16 protein-coding genes are annotated in these 13860 nt (G+C 74.4%); 9 read left to right on the top strand and 7 right to left on the bottom strand.

The features are described 5' to 3' along the window. Nucleotides 1–52: 52 nt before the first annotated feature. The gene (nhaA, locus tag HGA03_RS07275; protein WP_239073616.1) at nt 53–1513 is read left to right on the top strand and encodes a Na+/H+ antiporter NhaA; all 1461 of its coding nucleotides are present in this window, start codon (nt 53–55) and stop codon (nt 1511–1513) included. A 101-nt stretch (nt 1514–1614) separates the two neighbouring features. Continuing rightward, nucleotides 1615–3372, top strand: coding sequence for an HNH endonuclease signature motif containing protein (locus HGA03_RS07270; protein WP_168629597.1), 1758 nt, complete (start codon nt 1615–1617; stop codon nt 3370–3372). Nucleotides 3373–3448: 76 nt separating this feature from the next. Here the strand turns inward: HGA03_RS07270 and HGA03_RS07265 are convergent, their stop codons facing one another. Genes HGA03_RS07265 through HGA03_RS07250 form a run of 4 tightly spaced genes read right to left on the bottom strand, consistent with a single transcriptional unit; the run spans nt 3449 to nt 5732 of the window. Then, nucleotides 3449–4018, bottom strand: a complete 570-nt coding sequence (locus tag HGA03_RS07265) for a DsbA family protein (protein ID WP_239073615.1) — start codon at nt 4016–4018, stop codon at nt 3449–3451. Between the two features lie 36 nt (nt 4019–4054). Continuing rightward, nucleotides 4055–5083: an NAD-dependent epimerase/dehydratase family protein gene (locus HGA03_RS07260; protein WP_168629596.1), complete on the bottom strand. Its 1029-nt coding sequence runs from the start codon at nt 5081–5083 to the stop codon at nt 4055–4057. Further along, nucleotides 5080–5574 (bottom strand): hypothetical protein, encoded by a 495-nt coding sequence (locus HGA03_RS07255; RefSeq protein WP_168629595.1) that lies wholly within the window; start codon nt 5572–5574, stop codon nt 5080–5082. Before HGA03_RS07255 ends, HGA03_RS07260 begins: the two co-directional genes overlap by 4 nt. After that, the gene (locus HGA03_RS07250) at nt 5571–5732 is read right to left on the bottom strand and encodes a hypothetical protein (RefSeq protein ID WP_168629594.1); all 162 of its coding nucleotides are present in this window, start codon (nt 5730–5732) and stop codon (nt 5571–5573) included. The genes HGA03_RS07255 and HGA03_RS07250 overlap by 4 nt, the downstream gene beginning before the upstream one ends. Nucleotides 5733–5809: 77 nt before the next feature. Between HGA03_RS07250 and HGA03_RS19295 the strand changes: the two genes are divergently transcribed. From HGA03_RS19295 to mqo, 5 genes are read left to right on the top strand one after another with little or no spacing between them, the layout of a single operon-like run. Continuing rightward, nucleotides 5810–6265, top strand: coding sequence for a hypothetical protein (locus HGA03_RS19295; protein ID WP_168629593.1), 456 nt, complete (start codon nt 5810–5812; stop codon nt 6263–6265). Continuing rightward, nucleotides 6262–7491 carry an Nramp family divalent metal transporter gene (locus tag HGA03_RS07240; protein ID WP_168629592.1) on the top strand — a complete coding sequence of 410 codons (1230 nt, stop codon included), beginning with the start codon at nt 6262–6264 and terminating at the stop codon, nt 7489–7491. Before HGA03_RS19295 ends, HGA03_RS07240 begins: the two co-directional genes overlap by 4 nt. Beyond that, complete coding sequence (locus HGA03_RS07235) at nt 7488–7898, top strand: hypothetical protein (protein ID WP_168629591.1); 411 nt, start codon at nt 7488–7490, stop codon at nt 7896–7898. The genes HGA03_RS07240 and HGA03_RS07235 overlap by 4 nt, the downstream gene beginning before the upstream one ends. After that, a complete protein-coding gene (locus tag HGA03_RS07230; protein ID WP_168629590.1) occupies nt 7885–8250 on the top strand; it encodes a PRC-barrel domain containing protein in 366 nt (121 codons plus the stop codon). Before HGA03_RS07235 ends, HGA03_RS07230 begins: the two co-directional genes overlap by 14 nt. 56 nt (nt 8251–8306) lie before the next feature. Next, nucleotides 8307–9773 (top strand): malate dehydrogenase (quinone), encoded by a 1467-nt coding sequence (mqo, locus tag HGA03_RS07225; RefSeq protein WP_275407596.1) that lies wholly within the window; start codon nt 8307–8309, stop codon nt 9771–9773. A 247-nt stretch (nt 9774–10020) separates the two neighbouring features. Here mqo and HGA03_RS07220 read toward each other — a convergent pair whose 3' ends face one another. Continuing rightward, a complete protein-coding gene (locus HGA03_RS07220; protein ID WP_168629589.1) occupies nt 10021–10524 on the bottom strand; it encodes a 2-thiouracil desulfurase family protein in 504 nt (167 codons plus the stop codon). Nucleotides 10525–10541: 17 nt separating this feature from the next. On the opposite strand from HGA03_RS07220, the gene HGA03_RS07215 reads away from it, so the two are divergent. Together HGA03_RS07215 and HGA03_RS07210 are read left to right on the top strand one after the other, a co-directional pair. Beyond that, a complete protein-coding gene (locus tag HGA03_RS07215) occupies nt 10542–11327 on the top strand; it encodes a histidine phosphatase family protein (protein ID WP_239073614.1) in 786 nt (261 codons plus the stop codon). Then, entirely contained in the window at nt 11324–12175 is an 852-nt protein-coding gene (locus HGA03_RS07210; RefSeq protein WP_168629588.1) for an NAD(P)H-hydrate dehydratase, read from the top strand. Before HGA03_RS07215 ends, HGA03_RS07210 begins: the two co-directional genes overlap by 4 nt. On the opposite strand, the gene HGA03_RS07205 is transcribed toward HGA03_RS07210, so the two are convergent. Both HGA03_RS07205 and HGA03_RS07200 read right to left on the bottom strand, forming a co-directional pair. Beyond that, nucleotides 12172–13302, bottom strand: a complete 1131-nt coding sequence (locus tag HGA03_RS07205; protein WP_168629587.1) for a hypothetical protein — start codon at nt 13300–13302, stop codon at nt 12172–12174. The two genes, HGA03_RS07210 and HGA03_RS07205, sit on opposite strands and share 4 nt — an antisense overlap. Next, nucleotides 13299–13853 (bottom strand): RNA polymerase sigma factor, encoded by a 555-nt coding sequence (locus HGA03_RS07200; RefSeq protein WP_168629586.1) that lies wholly within the window; start codon nt 13851–13853, stop codon nt 13299–13301. The genes HGA03_RS07205 and HGA03_RS07200 overlap by 4 nt, the downstream gene beginning before the upstream one ends. Nucleotides 13854–13860 lie beyond the last annotated feature (7 nt).

The raw sequence follows: 13860 nt of genomic DNA, 5'->3' as shown, positions 1-13860 counted from the left end.
CACCGGTCGGGGAAGGGAACGTCAGCCGTGGAACGTCTGCAGGGAGCCGCTCGTGACCGCCGGAGCCACCGGAGAGGGAACCACCACCGAGGAGGAACCGCAGCCCGCCGCGGCCGCCCAGGCCGAGCCGCTGCCGGTGGCGCCGACCGGCCCGCTGACCCCGGGTCCGTCGCTGCGGGTGCGGCTGCCGGGGGTGAACCCCTCGGTGCGGGACTTCCTGGCGACCGAGGCCGGGTCCGCGATGGCGCTGCTCGCCGCGACCGTGGTGGCGCTGGTCTGGGCGAACAGCCCGTGGGCCGACGGGTACGACGCGCTGTGGTCGACCTCGGCGGGCTTCCACCTGGGCTCCTGGGGCCTGGATCTGAGCCTGCACCACTGGGTGAACGACGCCGCGATGGCGGTGTTCTTCTGCGTGGTCGGGCTGGAGATCAACCGGGAGGTCACCAGCGGTGAACTGCGCGACCGGCGGACCATCGCGGTGCCCGCCCTGGGCGCGCTCGGCGGTCTGGCGGTGCCCGCGCTGATCTACCTGGCGTTCAATGCCGGCACCGACGCCGCACACGGCTGGGGCGTGGTGATGAGCACGGACACCGCCTTCCTGGTCGGCATCCTGGCGCTGTTCGGCCCGGCCTGCCCGGACCGGCTACGACTGTTCCTGCTCACCCTGGCGATCGTCGACGACATCGGCGCGATCACCGTGATGGCGGTGTTCTACACCGACGGGGTGGTCTGGCCCGCGCTCGGCATCGCCGCCGTGCTGGTGGTCGCCCTGCTGGTGCTGCGCTGGCTCGGGGTGTGGCGGCTGACGCCGTACGCGCTGATCGGGATCGCGCTGTGGTTCGCGGTGAACGCCTCCGGGGTGCACGCCACCCTGGCCGGGGTGCTGGTCGGGCTGCTGCTGCCGTCGCGCTCGATGGCCCGCGAACACGTGGAGCAGGTGCCGCGCTGGGCCGACGGCCTGGTCGCCGAGACCACCGCGGACCGCGAACACCTCACCGAGCTCGCCGCCCGGGCCGCCGTCCCGGCCAGTGAACGGCTGCAACGGCTGCTGCACCCCTGGAGCGCCTTCGCGATCGTGCCGGTGTTCGGGCTGGCCAACGCCGGGGTACGGCTCGACCCGGAGGCGCTGCGGGCGGCGGCCGGGTCGCCGGTGACCATCGGCGTGGCGGTGGCCCTGGTGGCCGGGAACACGATCGGCATCACCGGGGCGGCCACCCTGGCGATCCGCACCGGGCTGGGGCGGTTGCCCGGGCGGGTGCGGTGGGGGCACCTGCTCGGCGGGGCGGTGCTGGCCGGGATCGGGTTCACCATCTCGCTGTTCATCGCCGAGCTGGCCTTCGAGGGTGCGATGCAGGAGCAGGCCAAGATCGGCATCCTGGCGGGATCGCTGGTCGCCGCGGTGCTCGGCAGCGTGCTGCTGCGGGTGCTGGGCAACAAGCTGCCGCTGTGCTCCCCGGAGGAGGCGCTGCCCAGCCGGTTGCCGACCGGGCCGTGGGCGGTCGGGTCGGTCTAGCGGGACGCGCACGGGGGTCGGAGCGGTCCGGCGGGTTGCTGTGGTCGGGTGCGGGGCGGCTCGCACGCCGGCGTGTCAGTGGTGGCGGCTAGTGTCGTTTCATGGCGGTTGACCTGCGCGAATGCGATCCCCGGGAGCTCCCGGTGCGGTCGCGTGCGCGGGTGTTCACCGACCCCTGGGATGTCGGTGGCGACCTGTGGTGGCTGGACGGGGAGGATCTGCGCGAGCCGATCGAGGACGCCCCGCCCCGGTGGGTGGACGACCCGGTGGTGGCGGCCCGGACCGCCGCGGAGCAGGCCACCGCCTACCCCTCGATGGACCCGCGGGCGCAGGTGGACTCGATGCTCGGCGCCGAGAACGGGCCGGTGCTGGCCGCCCTGCTGGCGGACATCGATCTGGACGCGGTGGACCTGCTGGACCTGCCGGAGGTCGCGGCCGCGGCGCGGCGACTGGAGTCCTGGGCGCACGCCGTCGCCGCGCGGGTGGCCGCGCAGCTGGCTCGCCGCCCGCAGATGAACCCCGACTGGCCCACCGCGGTGCACCAGCCGAACACCGCCCCGGACGAGTTGGCGATCTGTCTGGGCATCGGTCGCCGCTCGGCGCGGGCGCTGGTGGACGAGGGCCTGGCCTATGAGCAGCGGTTGTTCGGTACCGGTGAGGCGTTGCGCACCGGGCGGATCGATGCCGCCCGCGCCCGGGTCATGGTGCGCGCCCTGGACGGGTTCGACCTGTTCACCGTCGAGGACGTCGAGGCCAGCGTCCTGCCCAGGGCCGGTGAGCGGACCCCGGCACAACTGGCGAGGGACATCGAGAAGGCGTTGCTGCGGATCGACCCCGAGGGTGGGGCGCGACGACACCAACGAGGCCGGGCGGACCGGCACGTCGGGCGGCCCACCGCACTGGGCAACGGGATGGCCGGGATCTGGGCCTGCCTACCCGCCCCCGACGCCACCCGGTTGGACCACGCTCTCAACGCCTCCGCCCACGCCCTGCGCCGGGCTGGGGACCCCCGCACCGTCGCCCAGCTGCGCGCCGACGCCCTGCTCGACGCGGCGCTGGTCGGACCGGCGTGGGCACCCCTGCAACCGGACCACCACACCCACCACGATGCCGGGCAGGGCCAGGACGCCGACGCCGCCACCGGCAGCTGCACCTGTCAGCACACCGGAGACGGCACCGGCCAGCACACCGACACCGACAAGAGCCATGACACCACGGCCGGCGAGGGCGACAACACCACCGCCGGCGAGGGTGCAGGCCCGGCGCATCGGGCTCCGTCGGTGGTCCCGCCCCGGGCCGAGGTCCGGGTGACCGTGGCGCTCTCCACCCTGATCGGTGCGGACCAGGAACCGGCCGACCTGGACGGCCACGGCCCGATCGACGCGCTCACCGCCCGGGCGCTGGCCGCAGGGGGCGTGTGGCGGCGACTGGTCACCGACCCCCTGTCCGGGGCAGTCCTCGACGTCGGGCGAACCCGATACCGACCGCCGAAGGAGCTCGCCGACCACGTGATCGCCCGGGACCGGACCTGCGCCAGACCCGGCTGCACGGTGCCCGCCACCCACTGCGACCTCGACCACACGATCCCCTACGGCGACGGCGGAACCACCTCGGCGGGCAACCTGGCACCGCTGTGCCGACGCGACCACCTGCTCCGCACGCACGCCGGGCACCGGATCGAACAGACCACGGCCGGGCAGATCGTGTGGACCAGCCTGACCCGGCGATTCGTCTCCGTGCCCGGACGTGACGGTGAACACCACAGGCTGCCCGGCCGACCCGGACAGCCACCCGGAACGGACCGGCGGGGACACACCACCTCGGGCACCGACCCAGCGGACGAGGTCATCCCGTTCTGAGCCGCGGCCCGCGCTGCCTGGTCGTTCCACTCCGAATCGGACGGTTCTGCGCGCCCCGCCCGACCCCTCGACGTCCTCAGACCGTCGCCGGCAGTGCCCGCCGCAGCCCGGCGAGCGTGAGCGGCCCCTGGTACGGCTCGCCCTGGATGAAGATCGTCGGCGTCCCGGCCACCCCGAGGTCCAGCCCCGCGACGTAGTCCGCCTCCACCCGCGCGGCATAGCGCTCCTGGGCGACCGGCCCGGCGACGGAGTCCGGGTCCAGGCCGAGGGTGCGGGCCACGCCGCGCAGGTCGGGCTCGGTCAGACGGCCCTGCTGGGCGAACAGCGCCTGCTGCATCGGCCAGAACATCCCCTGGTCGGCGGCGGCCTCCACCGCGAGCGCGGCGATCAGGGCGTGCGGGTGCACCTGGAACAGTGGGAAGTGCCGCCAGACCAGGCGGACCCGGCCGTCGGACTCGGCGACCAGGCGGCGCAGGGGCTCCTCGGCCTGGCGGCAGTACGGGCACTCCAGGTCGCCGAACTCGGTCACGGTCACCGGGGCGTCCGGGTCGCCGAGCACCAGGCGGGCGGGTCCCTCGGGGCGTGCGGCGGGCTCGGGCAGTCCACCCGGGCCGGCCTCGCAGCGTTCGGCGTCGTCAGCAGTCACGGCGGTGCAACACTCCCTGCTCGTGATCCATGCCGGTCACCGCTTCAGCGGCGGGCTGGCGGTCCCCCGGCCGTTCAGCATCCCGTCCAGCAGGTCCCGCATCGCGGCGACCGAGCTCCACTGCGGCCGGAAGTCGAGTTCACGTTCGGCGCGGGAGGTGTCCAGCAGGGGCGCTGCGGCGGCCATGTCGAACCAGCCGGGTCCGATCGGCGCCAGCCGGAGCTGCCAGGCGGCCCACAGTGCCCGGCGCACCGGGGCGTGCGGCACCTCCCGCCAGTTCCCGCCGGAGAGCACCTGGGCGGCGTCGGCGGCCCGGATGATCCCGGTGCCGGCCAGGTTGAACGGGCCGGTGGCCTGGCGGACGATCACCTCGCGGATGCCGTCGGCCAGGTCGTCGCCGTGCACCGCCTGGACCCGCAGGCCCTCCGGCCACGGCAGCACCGGCAGCTGTCCGGCCAGGATCCGGCGGGGCACGAACGGGCCGAGGAACAGCCGCTTCACCTCCGGGCCGGCCGCGTGCTGGAACACCAGGGCCGGCCGTACCCGGGCGATCCGCAGGCCGGTGTGCCGCCGTTCGGCCTCGTCCAGCAGGCGCTCCTGGGCGGCCTTGTCCTGGCTGTAGTCCGAGCTGCGGATGCCGTCGGTCGGCCAGCTCTCGTCCCGGGGGACGTCGTCGTACACCGGCGAGTAGGCGCCCACCGAGGACACCGTGACCAGGTGCGGCACCCCGGCCAGCACGGCGGCCTCGATCACCCGGCGGCTGCCCTCGACGTTCACCCGGCGCAGCCGGTCCCGGTCGTGGCTGGGCTGGATCGCCCAGGCCAGGTGCACGACCGCATCGGCCCCGGCGAACGCCCGGCGCAGGTGGTCGATGGTGCGCTCGTCCGGCCCACCCGCCGCCAGGTCGACCGGCCGCCACTCGGCGACGTCGTAGGGCGCGGGCGCCGCGGTGTGCGGCACCCGGCGGGCGAGCGCCACCACCGAGGTGACAGTCTCGTCCCGGCGCAGCCGGCGCAGCACCGCGGTGCCGACGTTCCCGCTGGCCCCCACCACGACGACTCTCATGCCGCGCTCCGGAACGCGCGCTGCCGGGCCCGCTCGCCCAGCCGGCTGAGGGTGGCGATCTGCTCGTCCGCGGTCGCGATCAACTCCGCGGGGCGGGCCGGGTCCAGGCCGAGCGGTTCGGCGTACACCCGCAGCGTCTCCCACAGCCCGCGCTTGCCGGCCACCGCGGAGCGCATCAGTTCCAGCTCCAGCACCGCGGTCATCGGCGCGGGGGTGACCACCCGGCCGTTCGGTTTGAGCCGGCCGATCCGCTCACCGGCGCTGACCACCAGCTGCTTGAGCCGGTGCGGGGGCAGGTCCCACTCCCGCATCGACTGCTCCAACCAGTCCCGCTCGCCGGAGATCTCCTCGGCGACCCGGGCCAGCTCCGGTCCGAGCGGAGTATCGCGGTAGGCCTGCGCCATCCGCCGGATCCGGGCCGCCCCGGCCGAGGCGCCGGAGAGGTGGTCGGCCAGGTAGATCCGCAGCTGGTGGCGATCGATCCCGGTCACGATCGGGGGTTGAGGTTGTCCGGCTCGGCGTCGGTGTCGGCGTCGCCGTCCGCTTCTCCGCCGGCCGCCTGGGCGCCGGTGCGCGGGTTGAGCATCTCCGGGTCGCTGTCCGGGTCCTGCTCGGGGTCGTAGCCCTGGGGGTCGTTGTCAGTGGTCATGGCCCCACGGTCGCACCGTGACCTCCCGTTCGCACCCGCAGATGCGGACCCCGCCGGGCGCGAGCACGATGCGGGGCATGACAGGGGTGCGAGGACTGATCGCCGTGGCGCTGGCGCTGCTGCTCGGCGGCTGCGCGGTCGGTGAGCAGCACCGCGACCCGGCCGAGGTGGCCGCGAGCCTGTCCGACGCCGGGGACCAGGCCGCGTCCGCGGTGACCACCGTGCGCACCGCGGTCCGGCTACTCGGCGAGGACCGGATCACCCCGGCGGTCGCCGACACCACCCAGGCGGACTCGATCCGGGTGCTGGAGCAGGCCACCCGCACCCTGACCACCCTGTCCCCGCCCGATGCGGCCACCGGGCAGACCCGGGACGAGTTGCTGGCCGCGGTGCAGGACGCCACCACGGCGGTGGTGGCCGCCGGGGCGTGGATCACCGGCGATCCCGGCGCCCGGACCGAGGTGCCGCCGCAGGTGCTCCGCGATCTGGACGCGGCGGCCGGTGCGGTCGCGCAGCTGGCGGCGGCGGCATGAAGCGCCTGCTCGGGGTCGCCCTCGGCGTGCTGACCGCGATCGGCGGCTTCCTGGACATCGGCGACCTGGTCACGAATGCGGTGGTCGGATCACGGTTCGGCATGTCGCTGGCCTGGGCGGTGCTGGTCGGGGTGGTCGGGATCTGCCTGTTCGCGCAGATGTCCGGCCGGGTCGCCGCGGTCAGTGGGCGGGCGACGTTCGAGATCATCCGTGAGCGCCTGGGCCCGCGGACCGCGCTGGCGAACCTGTCGGCCAGCTTCGTGATCAACCTGCTCACCCTCACCGCCGAGGTGGGCGGCATCGCGCTGGCCCTGCAACTGGCCAGCAGTGTCGAACCGCGGCTGTGGGTGCCGGTGGCGGCGCTGGCGGTCTGGCTGGTGATCTGGCGGGCCAAGTTCCAGGTGATGGAGAACGTCACCGGGCTGCTCGGGCTGTGCCTGGTGGTGTTCGCGGTGGCGCTGTTCCTGCTCGGGCCGGACTGGGGCGAGCTGGCCTCCCAGGCGCTGGACCCGGTGATCCCCGAGGGCGAGACCGCCCCGGTGTACTGGTACTACGCGATCGCGCTGTTCGGCGCCGCGATGACGCCCTACGAGGTGTTCTTCTTCAGCTCCGGCGCGGTGGAGGAGAAGTGGAGCCGCAAGGACCTGTCCCAGTCCCGGCTGAACGTGCTGGTCGGCTTCCCCCTCGGCGGGTTGCTGTCGCTGGCGATCGCGGGTTGCGCCGCGGTGGTGCTGATGCCGCTGTCGATCGAGGTCGGCTCGCTGTCCCAGATCGTGCTGCCGGTGGCCGAGGCGGGCGGCAAGCTGGCGCTGGCGGTGGTGATCGTCGGCATCGTCGCCGCGACCTTCGGCGCCGCGCTGGAGACCACGCTGTCCGGCGGGTACACCCTGGCGCAGTACCTGGGCTGGTCGTGGGGCAAATTCCGCCGCCCGGCCCGGGCCGCCCGGTTCCACCTGTCGATGATCCTCGCGCTGCTGATCGGGGTGGGGGTGCTGATGACCGGCGTCGACCCGGTGCGGATCACGGAGTACTCGGTGGTGTTCTCCGCGGTGGCGCTGCCGTTGACCTATCTGCCGATCCTGGTGGTGGCCAACGATCCGGAGTACATGGGCGACCAGGTGAACGGCCGGCTGACCAATGCGCTCGGCCTGGTCTACCTGGTGCTGATCCTGGCGGCGAGCATCGCGGCGATCCCGCTGCTGATCATCACGGGGGTGGGGGCATGACCCGGCGACGGATCCGCCCGGGCCCGGCGGCCGGCCCGGCGCCGCAGCCCGAGCCCGCCCAGCCCGGCCGGCTGCTGGACGCGCGGCTGCACCTGCTGGACCGGCTGGTGCTGGACCGTTCCGGCGAGCCGGTGACCACGGTGGCCGATGCCGAGGTCGAGGTCGATCCGGCGGGCCTGCCGCGGCTGACCGGGCTGTTGGCCGGCCCGGTGCTCGGCACCCGGATCTTCGGTGGCACCCCGCCCCGGTCGCGGTGGGAGCGGATCGCCTGGCGGGACGTGACCGACGTCGGCACCACGGTCCGGCTGGCCCGGGAGTCCGACGAGCTCACCGTCACCTGGACCGAACGCTGGGTGCGGGACCGGATCATCGCGCGGATCCCCGGGGGTCGTCATGATCCTGAGTGACCTGCTGGACCTGCCGGTGCACGACGACGGCGGCCCGATCGGTTACGTGGTGGACGTGCGGCTGGTGCTGGACGGGCCGGTGGACGGCACCCTGGCGGCACCACGGCTGCACGGCCTGCTGGTCAGCCCGCGCACCGGCAGCTCGTTCCTCGGCTACGAGCGGCACGACGTGAATGCCCCGTGGCCGATCGCCCGCTGGTTGCGCTGGCGGCACCGCGGCACGGTCCTGGTGCACTGGACCGACGTCGAACGCACCGACTCGGGCGGGGTGTGGTTGCGTCCGGGGGCGCCGCGGTACGACGCCGGACTGCCCGGACCGACCCCGGAGGCGTCGCACGGAACGGAAAACTGAGCTCAGCCCGCGACCGGTGGGCCGAAGGTCCCTGTTGGGTCGTTACCATCGACCTCGTGTCTGAGGTCGATGTCGCCCTGGTCGGCGGTGGCGTGATGAGTGCCACCCTCGCCACCCTGCTGTCCGAACTGGAACCCACCTGGTCGATCGAGGTGATCGAACGCCTCGACGCCGTCGCCCGGGAGAGTTCGGACGCCTGGAACAACGCCGGGACGGGTCACGCCGCCCTGTGCGAGCTGAACTACACCCCCGAGCGACCGGACGGGTCGATCGACATCGCCAAGGCGGTGCGGATCAACGAGCAGTTCTCGCTGTCGGCGGAGCTGTGGGACCACCTGATCGGGACCGGACGGCTGCCCGGCGACGACTTCCGCACCCCGGTGCCGCACATGACCTTCGTCCAGGGTGAGCGGGATGTCGACTATCTCCGTCGCCGGCACGCCGCCCTGACCGCCCACCCCCGGTTCGCCGGGATGGAGTTCAGCGACGACCCGGCGACCATCGCCGAGTGGGCGCCGCTGATCATGGCCGGCCGCACACCCGGGCCGGTGGCTGCCACCCGCGCCCCGGACGGGATGGACGTGGACTTCGGCGCGCTGACCCGGCACCTGCTGGACGACCTGGGCGGCCGCGGCACCCGGGTCAGCACCGGCCAGGAGGTCCGGGACCTGCGCCGCGGGCCGGACGGCGGCTGGCAGCTGCTGATCCAGGACCGTGCGGCCGGCTCGGTGCGGGTGCTGAACGCCCGCTTCGTCTTCGTCGGTGCCGGGGGCGGGGCCCTGCGGCTGCTGCAGCGCTCCGGCATCCGGGAGATCCGCGGCTACGGCGGCTTCCCGATCGCCGGGCAGTTCCTGCGCACCCGCAACCCCGACCTGGTCGGCGCGCACCACGCGAAGGTCTACGGCAAGGCCGCGGTCGGCTCCCCGCCGATGTCGGTGCCGCACCTGGACGCCCGTGCGGTCGGTGGCCAGAACGCGCTGCTGTTCGGCCCCTACGCCGGGTGGAGCATGAAGTTCCTCAAGCACGGCTCCTGGGGCGACCTGCTGCGCACCATCCGGCCGGACAACATCTGGCCGATGATCTCGGTCGGGCTGAAGAACGTCGGTCTGCTGCGCTACCTGATCACCGAGGTGCTGGCCGGTCGTCGGCGCCGGATCGCCAGCCTGCGCGAGTACCTGCCCACCGCCCGGGACGGCGACTGGGAGCTGATCACCGCCGGCCAGCGGGTCCAGGTGATCAAGCCGGTGCGCGGCGGCGGCGTGCTGGAGTTCGGCACCGAACTGGTCACCGCCGCCGATGGCAGCATCGCCGGCCTGCTGGGCGCCTCCCCCGGCGCGTCCACCGCCGCCTCGGCGATGGTCGACCTGCTGGGCCGCTGCTTCCCGGAGCGGTTCGCCGGCTGGCGGCCCCGGCTGCGGGCGATGATGCCGTCACTGGCGGACGAGGGAGCCGAGGGTGCTGTAGACGCCGACCGCCCGTCCGCTGACCCGGACCTCGATCTGGAACCGGTCGACCGGGGCTGAGCACAGGGGCGGCCCGCCGGAGTCGCCCCCTGCAGACTCCGACGGGCCGCACACGGCTGAGTGCCCTCCACACGTGACCGTGTCATCTGGTCATCCGGTGGGGAGTCGGAGTTGTCACATCCGAGTTCTGTGATCTACGTCACACCACCCGGGAACAGGCGAAGGCCCCGGAGCAGGGGGTGATCCGGGACCTTCGCGCCGCGAGCCTAACGCGCGGAGCGGCGGCGCGGGAGGGTTTCGGCGGAACTCACCCGGCCGAGTGCGGATCTTCCCGCAGGATGACAGCCGCGGCAGCGTCCAGGGATTCCGGCGTGAACAGCGGCACACCCTCCCGGTACAACAGCTCGGCGGACAGCCCGCGGCCCGCGATCCGGGTGCCGGTGAAGCTGCCGTCGTAGACGGTGGTGCTGCCGCAGGACGGGCTGCGGTCCACCAGGACGGCCAGCGCCGGACGGTGGCGGCGGATCTGGTCCAGCCCGAGCTCGGCGGCGCGCAGGAAGTCCGCGGTCAGGTCGCTGCCGTCCCGGCCCAGCACCCGTGCCCGGCCGTCCAGCACGTCGGCGGCGGTGCCCCCGGAGATCTCGGCCGGTTCGCGCGGGATCGGCAGGCCGGCCGCGACCTCGGGGCAGAACTGGAACAGCCGGCCCTCCGCCTGCCACCGCGACCACACCGGATGATCCACCGGGACCGATCCGCCGTCCCAGCGGAGCCGGGCCAGACCGAGGCAACCGGAGGCGAAGACCGTGCGCATGGCCACAGTGTCCCAGGATGCGCCGCTCCCCCATCGCTGCGACCGTGACCTGCATGGTCAGCGAGCTGTGGCTGGTGCGGCACGGAGAGAGCGTCGGCAATGTGGCCGCCACCCGGGCGGAGCGTGCCGGGCTGGCGGAGGTCGGGATCAGCACCCGTGATGCCGACACCCCGTTGTCGCCGACCGGAGCAGACCAGGCCGCCGCGCTCGGCGAGCACTGGGCCGGATGCGACCCGCTGCCGGACGCGGTCTGGTGCTCGCCGTACCTGCGTGCCCGGGAGACGGCCCGGATCGCGCTGGACCGGGCCGGCCTGTCGCTGCCGGTCCGGGTGGACGAGCGGCTGCGGGACCGCGAGCTCGGCATCGTCGACGGCCTGACCAGCCACGGGATCCGGGACCGGTTCCCGCTGGAGGCCGCCCGCCGCGACCACCTGGGCAAGTTCTACTACCGGCCGCCGGGCGGCGAGTCCTGGACGGATGTCGCCCTGCGGCTGCGCTCGGTGCTGGCCGACATCGAGTCCGGGCCGGGTGAGCGGGTGCTGGTGGTCGCGCACGACGCGGTGATCTGGTTGCTGCGCTACATCCTGGAGCAGCTGGACGAGGAGCAGCTGTTCGACCTGATCGGCCGGGGCAGCGTGCGCAACACCTCGGTGACCGTGCTGACCCGGGACGGCCAGGGTTGGACGGCCGCCCGCACCGACGACGTCCGGCACCTGGACCGCACCGGCGCCGACGTGACCGAACACCCCGGCACCGATGCCGAGGGCCATGCCAAGGCCGCACCGGAAGGACACCCGCGATGACCACCCCCGCACCCCTGACCCCCGCCGCCCTGCGGGACTGGCCGCTGCCGGACCGCTCGGGCAGCAAGGACGACCGTGGTGGCGTGCTGGTGATCGGCGGCGCCCGGCCCACCCCCGGCGCGGTGCTGCTGGCCGGATACGCCGCGCTCCGGGTCGGGGCCGGGCGGCTGACCCTGGCAGTGGCCGAGTCCGTGGCGCCGAGCTGCGCCGCCCAGTTCCCGGAGGCCGGGGCGCTCGCGCTGCCGGAGAGACCGGACGGCTCCCCGACCGGTGCGGCGGCGCCGGGGATGGACCGGGAGATCGCCCGGGCGGATGCGGTGATCGTCGGACCGGGGCTGGACGAGCCGGAGGGTGCCGCCGCGCTGCTGTCCACCGTGCTCGCGGACGCCGACGGCACCGCGGTGCTGATCGACGCCTTCGCCCTCGGCGTGCTGCCGGGGCTCGGGGTCACCCTGCCCGCGGGCACCGTGCTCACCCCGAACCTCACCGAGGCGGCCCGGTTGCTGGAGCGCGACGACGTCGACCCGGAGCTGGCGGCCGGGCAACTGGCGGCGCGCTACGGCGCGGTGGTCAGCTGCGCCGGCCTGATCGCCCACCCCGACGGGCGGCTCTGGGCCACGGCGTCGGGGCACCCGGGGCTGGGCACCTCGGGCAGCGGGGACGTGCTCTCCGGCGCGATCGGCGGACTGCTGGCCGGCGGCTGCCCGCCCGAGCAGGCCGCGAGCTGGGGCACCGCGTTGCACGCCACCGCCGGGGACCGGCTGGCCGCCCGGATCGGGCCGCTCGGCTTCCTGGCCCGGGAGCTGACCGAGGAGTTCCCCGGCCTGCTGGTGGAGTTCGGCGCCTAGCCGGCGTCCGGGCCCATCCGGTCGACCCAGTCCACCGTCAGGTCGTAGCGGAACTGGGTGACGGCCGGCCGGTCCAGTTCGAGCAGGTCGGAGGACAACGTGACCTCCTCCCGGCCGGCGATCCGGCCGGTGTCCGGGTCGATCAGCAGCACCCGGAGCATCGGGTCGGTGTCCCAGGTGGCCACCGGGAAGGCGAGCGCCACCGCGCCGTCGCCCAGCCGGTCGACCACCTCGCCGCCGAGGCTGAGCCCGGGCTCGTCGGCCAGCATCTGCCAGAGCGCGGCGTTCAGGTCGGAGGGCAGCACCAGGCGGTCGGCCAGGTCGGTGATCGCCAGGTACAGGCAGGCGGCGGTGTCCGGGAAGTCCGGCCGGTCGCAGCCCAGGGTGGCGAGCGACGCCAGCAACTGGCGGCGCAGTTCGGCGGGCTCGCGGGAGAGGTTCGCGACCTGGTCCGCGTCGAACGTCCCGGCCGGCAGCCGGTCCACCTGGGCGTTCGCGGCGGTGGTGTCCACCACGACATCACGGTCCAGCTCACCGGAGGGTGCCAATCCCGGGCCCCGCCACTGCACGAAGACCGCCGACCCGTCCGGAGCAGTCCAGGTCTCCCCGATGGTCGGCTCCACCGCCATCGTGGTGCCGTCGGCCTCGACCCGGACCGAGAGCAGCCAACTCTGGGACCGGGTGTGCTGGATGTCGCCGGCCGGTTCCGGATCGACCTGGGCGGCGGCGACCGCGGACAGCTCCGCCAGCTCGGGACCGGCGGCCGGACCCCGACCGGCAGCGAGGGTGACCGGGTCGATCGGGTAGGCCAGCATCGGCGGGGTCGCGGCCTGCGCCGGCGGGTCGCCGAGCTGCGAGGGCATCAGCGCCACCCCGAAGCCGAGCAGCACCGCGGCGGCGGCGCCGACGGCGATCGTCCAGCGCGGGCGGCGGCGCAATGGCACCACCGCCGCCGGCTCGGCACCGGACCGCGGTGCGGAGCCGGTGATCGCCGCGATCCGGTCCCGGTCGGTGTCCTCATCCGCGGGGACGGCGGGGGCGATCCCGCCCAGGCCGGCCTCGCCCAGGAGTGCGGCGAGCTCCTCGACCTCGACGCGGGCGCGCCGCTCGGCTGCCGTCTCGATCATCGTGCTCCTCCCCTCTCCTGTTCGAGTTCGTCCTGCACCGCTCCGGCCAGCCGGGCGCGGGCCCGGGACAGCCGGCTGGTCACCGCGGTCACGCTGCAGCCCAGCTCCCGCGCCGCCTCGGTCGGGGTGAGCCCACCCCAGACGGTCAGGGTCATCGCGTCCGCCTCGGCCTCCGGCAGCAGTGCGACCAGCCGGCGGGCCCGGTCGTCCGCGGCCACGCCGTCGGCCGGGTCGGGGACGTGCTCCGGCACCGCGCCGGCCGCCAGCTCCGTGCCCTGGGCGGCACGTCCGCGCTCGGTGTGCGCGTGCCGGACCTTGTTGCGGGCCACGCCGTACACCCAGGGCCGGACCCGGTCCGGCTCCGGCAGCTCGGCCCAGCGCCGCCACACCACCAGGAAGACCTCGGACAGGACGTCCTCGACCTGGTCGGGCGGGACCTGACGGCGGATGAAGCCACGCAGCCGGGGTGCGAGCTCCCGGTAGAGCTCGCCGAAGGCGGCGACGGTGCTCGCCGTCGCGGCGGGTTGGCCCGCGTCGCCCCCTGCTGCCACGTCACCT

The sequence above is a fragment of the Cellulomonas denverensis genome, assembly GCF_012396125.1.
Classification (GTDB): Bacteria; Actinomycetota; Actinomycetes; order Actinomycetales; family Cellulomonadaceae; genus Cellulomonas; species Cellulomonas denverensis.
This window is presented reverse-complemented; position numbering and strand designations above follow the sequence as displayed.

Excerpts from the sequence above, each read along its gene's own strand:
- HGA03_RS07220 (WP_168629589.1), bottom strand. The coding sequence starts at position 10,524 with ATGCGCACGGTCTTCGCCTCCGGTTGCCTCGGTCTGGCCCGGCTCCGC.
- HGA03_RS07260 (WP_168629596.1), bottom strand. The coding sequence starts at position 5,083 with ATGAGAGTCGTCGTGGTGGGGGCCAGCGGGAACGTCGGCACCGCGGTG.
- HGA03_RS07250 (WP_168629594.1), bottom strand. The coding sequence starts at position 5,732 with ATGACCACTGACAACGACCCCCAGGGCTACGACCCCGAGCAGGACCCG.
- HGA03_RS07270 (WP_168629597.1), top strand. The coding sequence starts at position 1,615 with ATGGCGGTTGACCTGCGCGAATGCGATCCCCGGGAGCTCCCGGTGCGG.
- HGA03_RS07240 (WP_168629592.1), top strand. The coding sequence starts at position 6,262 with ATGAAGCGCCTGCTCGGGGTCGCCCTCGGCGTGCTGACCGCGATCGGC.
- HGA03_RS19295 (WP_168629593.1), top strand. The coding sequence starts at position 5,810 with ATGACAGGGGTGCGAGGACTGATCGCCGTGGCGCTGGCGCTGCTGCTC.
- HGA03_RS07235 (WP_168629591.1), top strand. The coding sequence starts at position 7,488 with ATGACCCGGCGACGGATCCGCCCGGGCCCGGCGGCCGGCCCGGCGCCG.
- HGA03_RS07230 (WP_168629590.1), top strand. The coding sequence starts at position 7,885 with ATGATCCTGAGTGACCTGCTGGACCTGCCGGTGCACGACGACGGCGGC.
- HGA03_RS07210 (WP_168629588.1), top strand. The coding sequence starts at position 11,324 with ATGACCACCCCCGCACCCCTGACCCCCGCCGCCCTGCGGGACTGGCCG.
- HGA03_RS07205 (WP_168629587.1), bottom strand. The coding sequence starts at position 13,302 with ATGATCGAGACGGCAGCCGAGCGGCGCGCCCGCGTCGAGGTCGAGGAG.
- HGA03_RS07215 (WP_239073614.1), top strand. The coding sequence starts at position 10,542 with ATGCGCCGCTCCCCCATCGCTGCGACCGTGACCTGCATGGTCAGCGAG.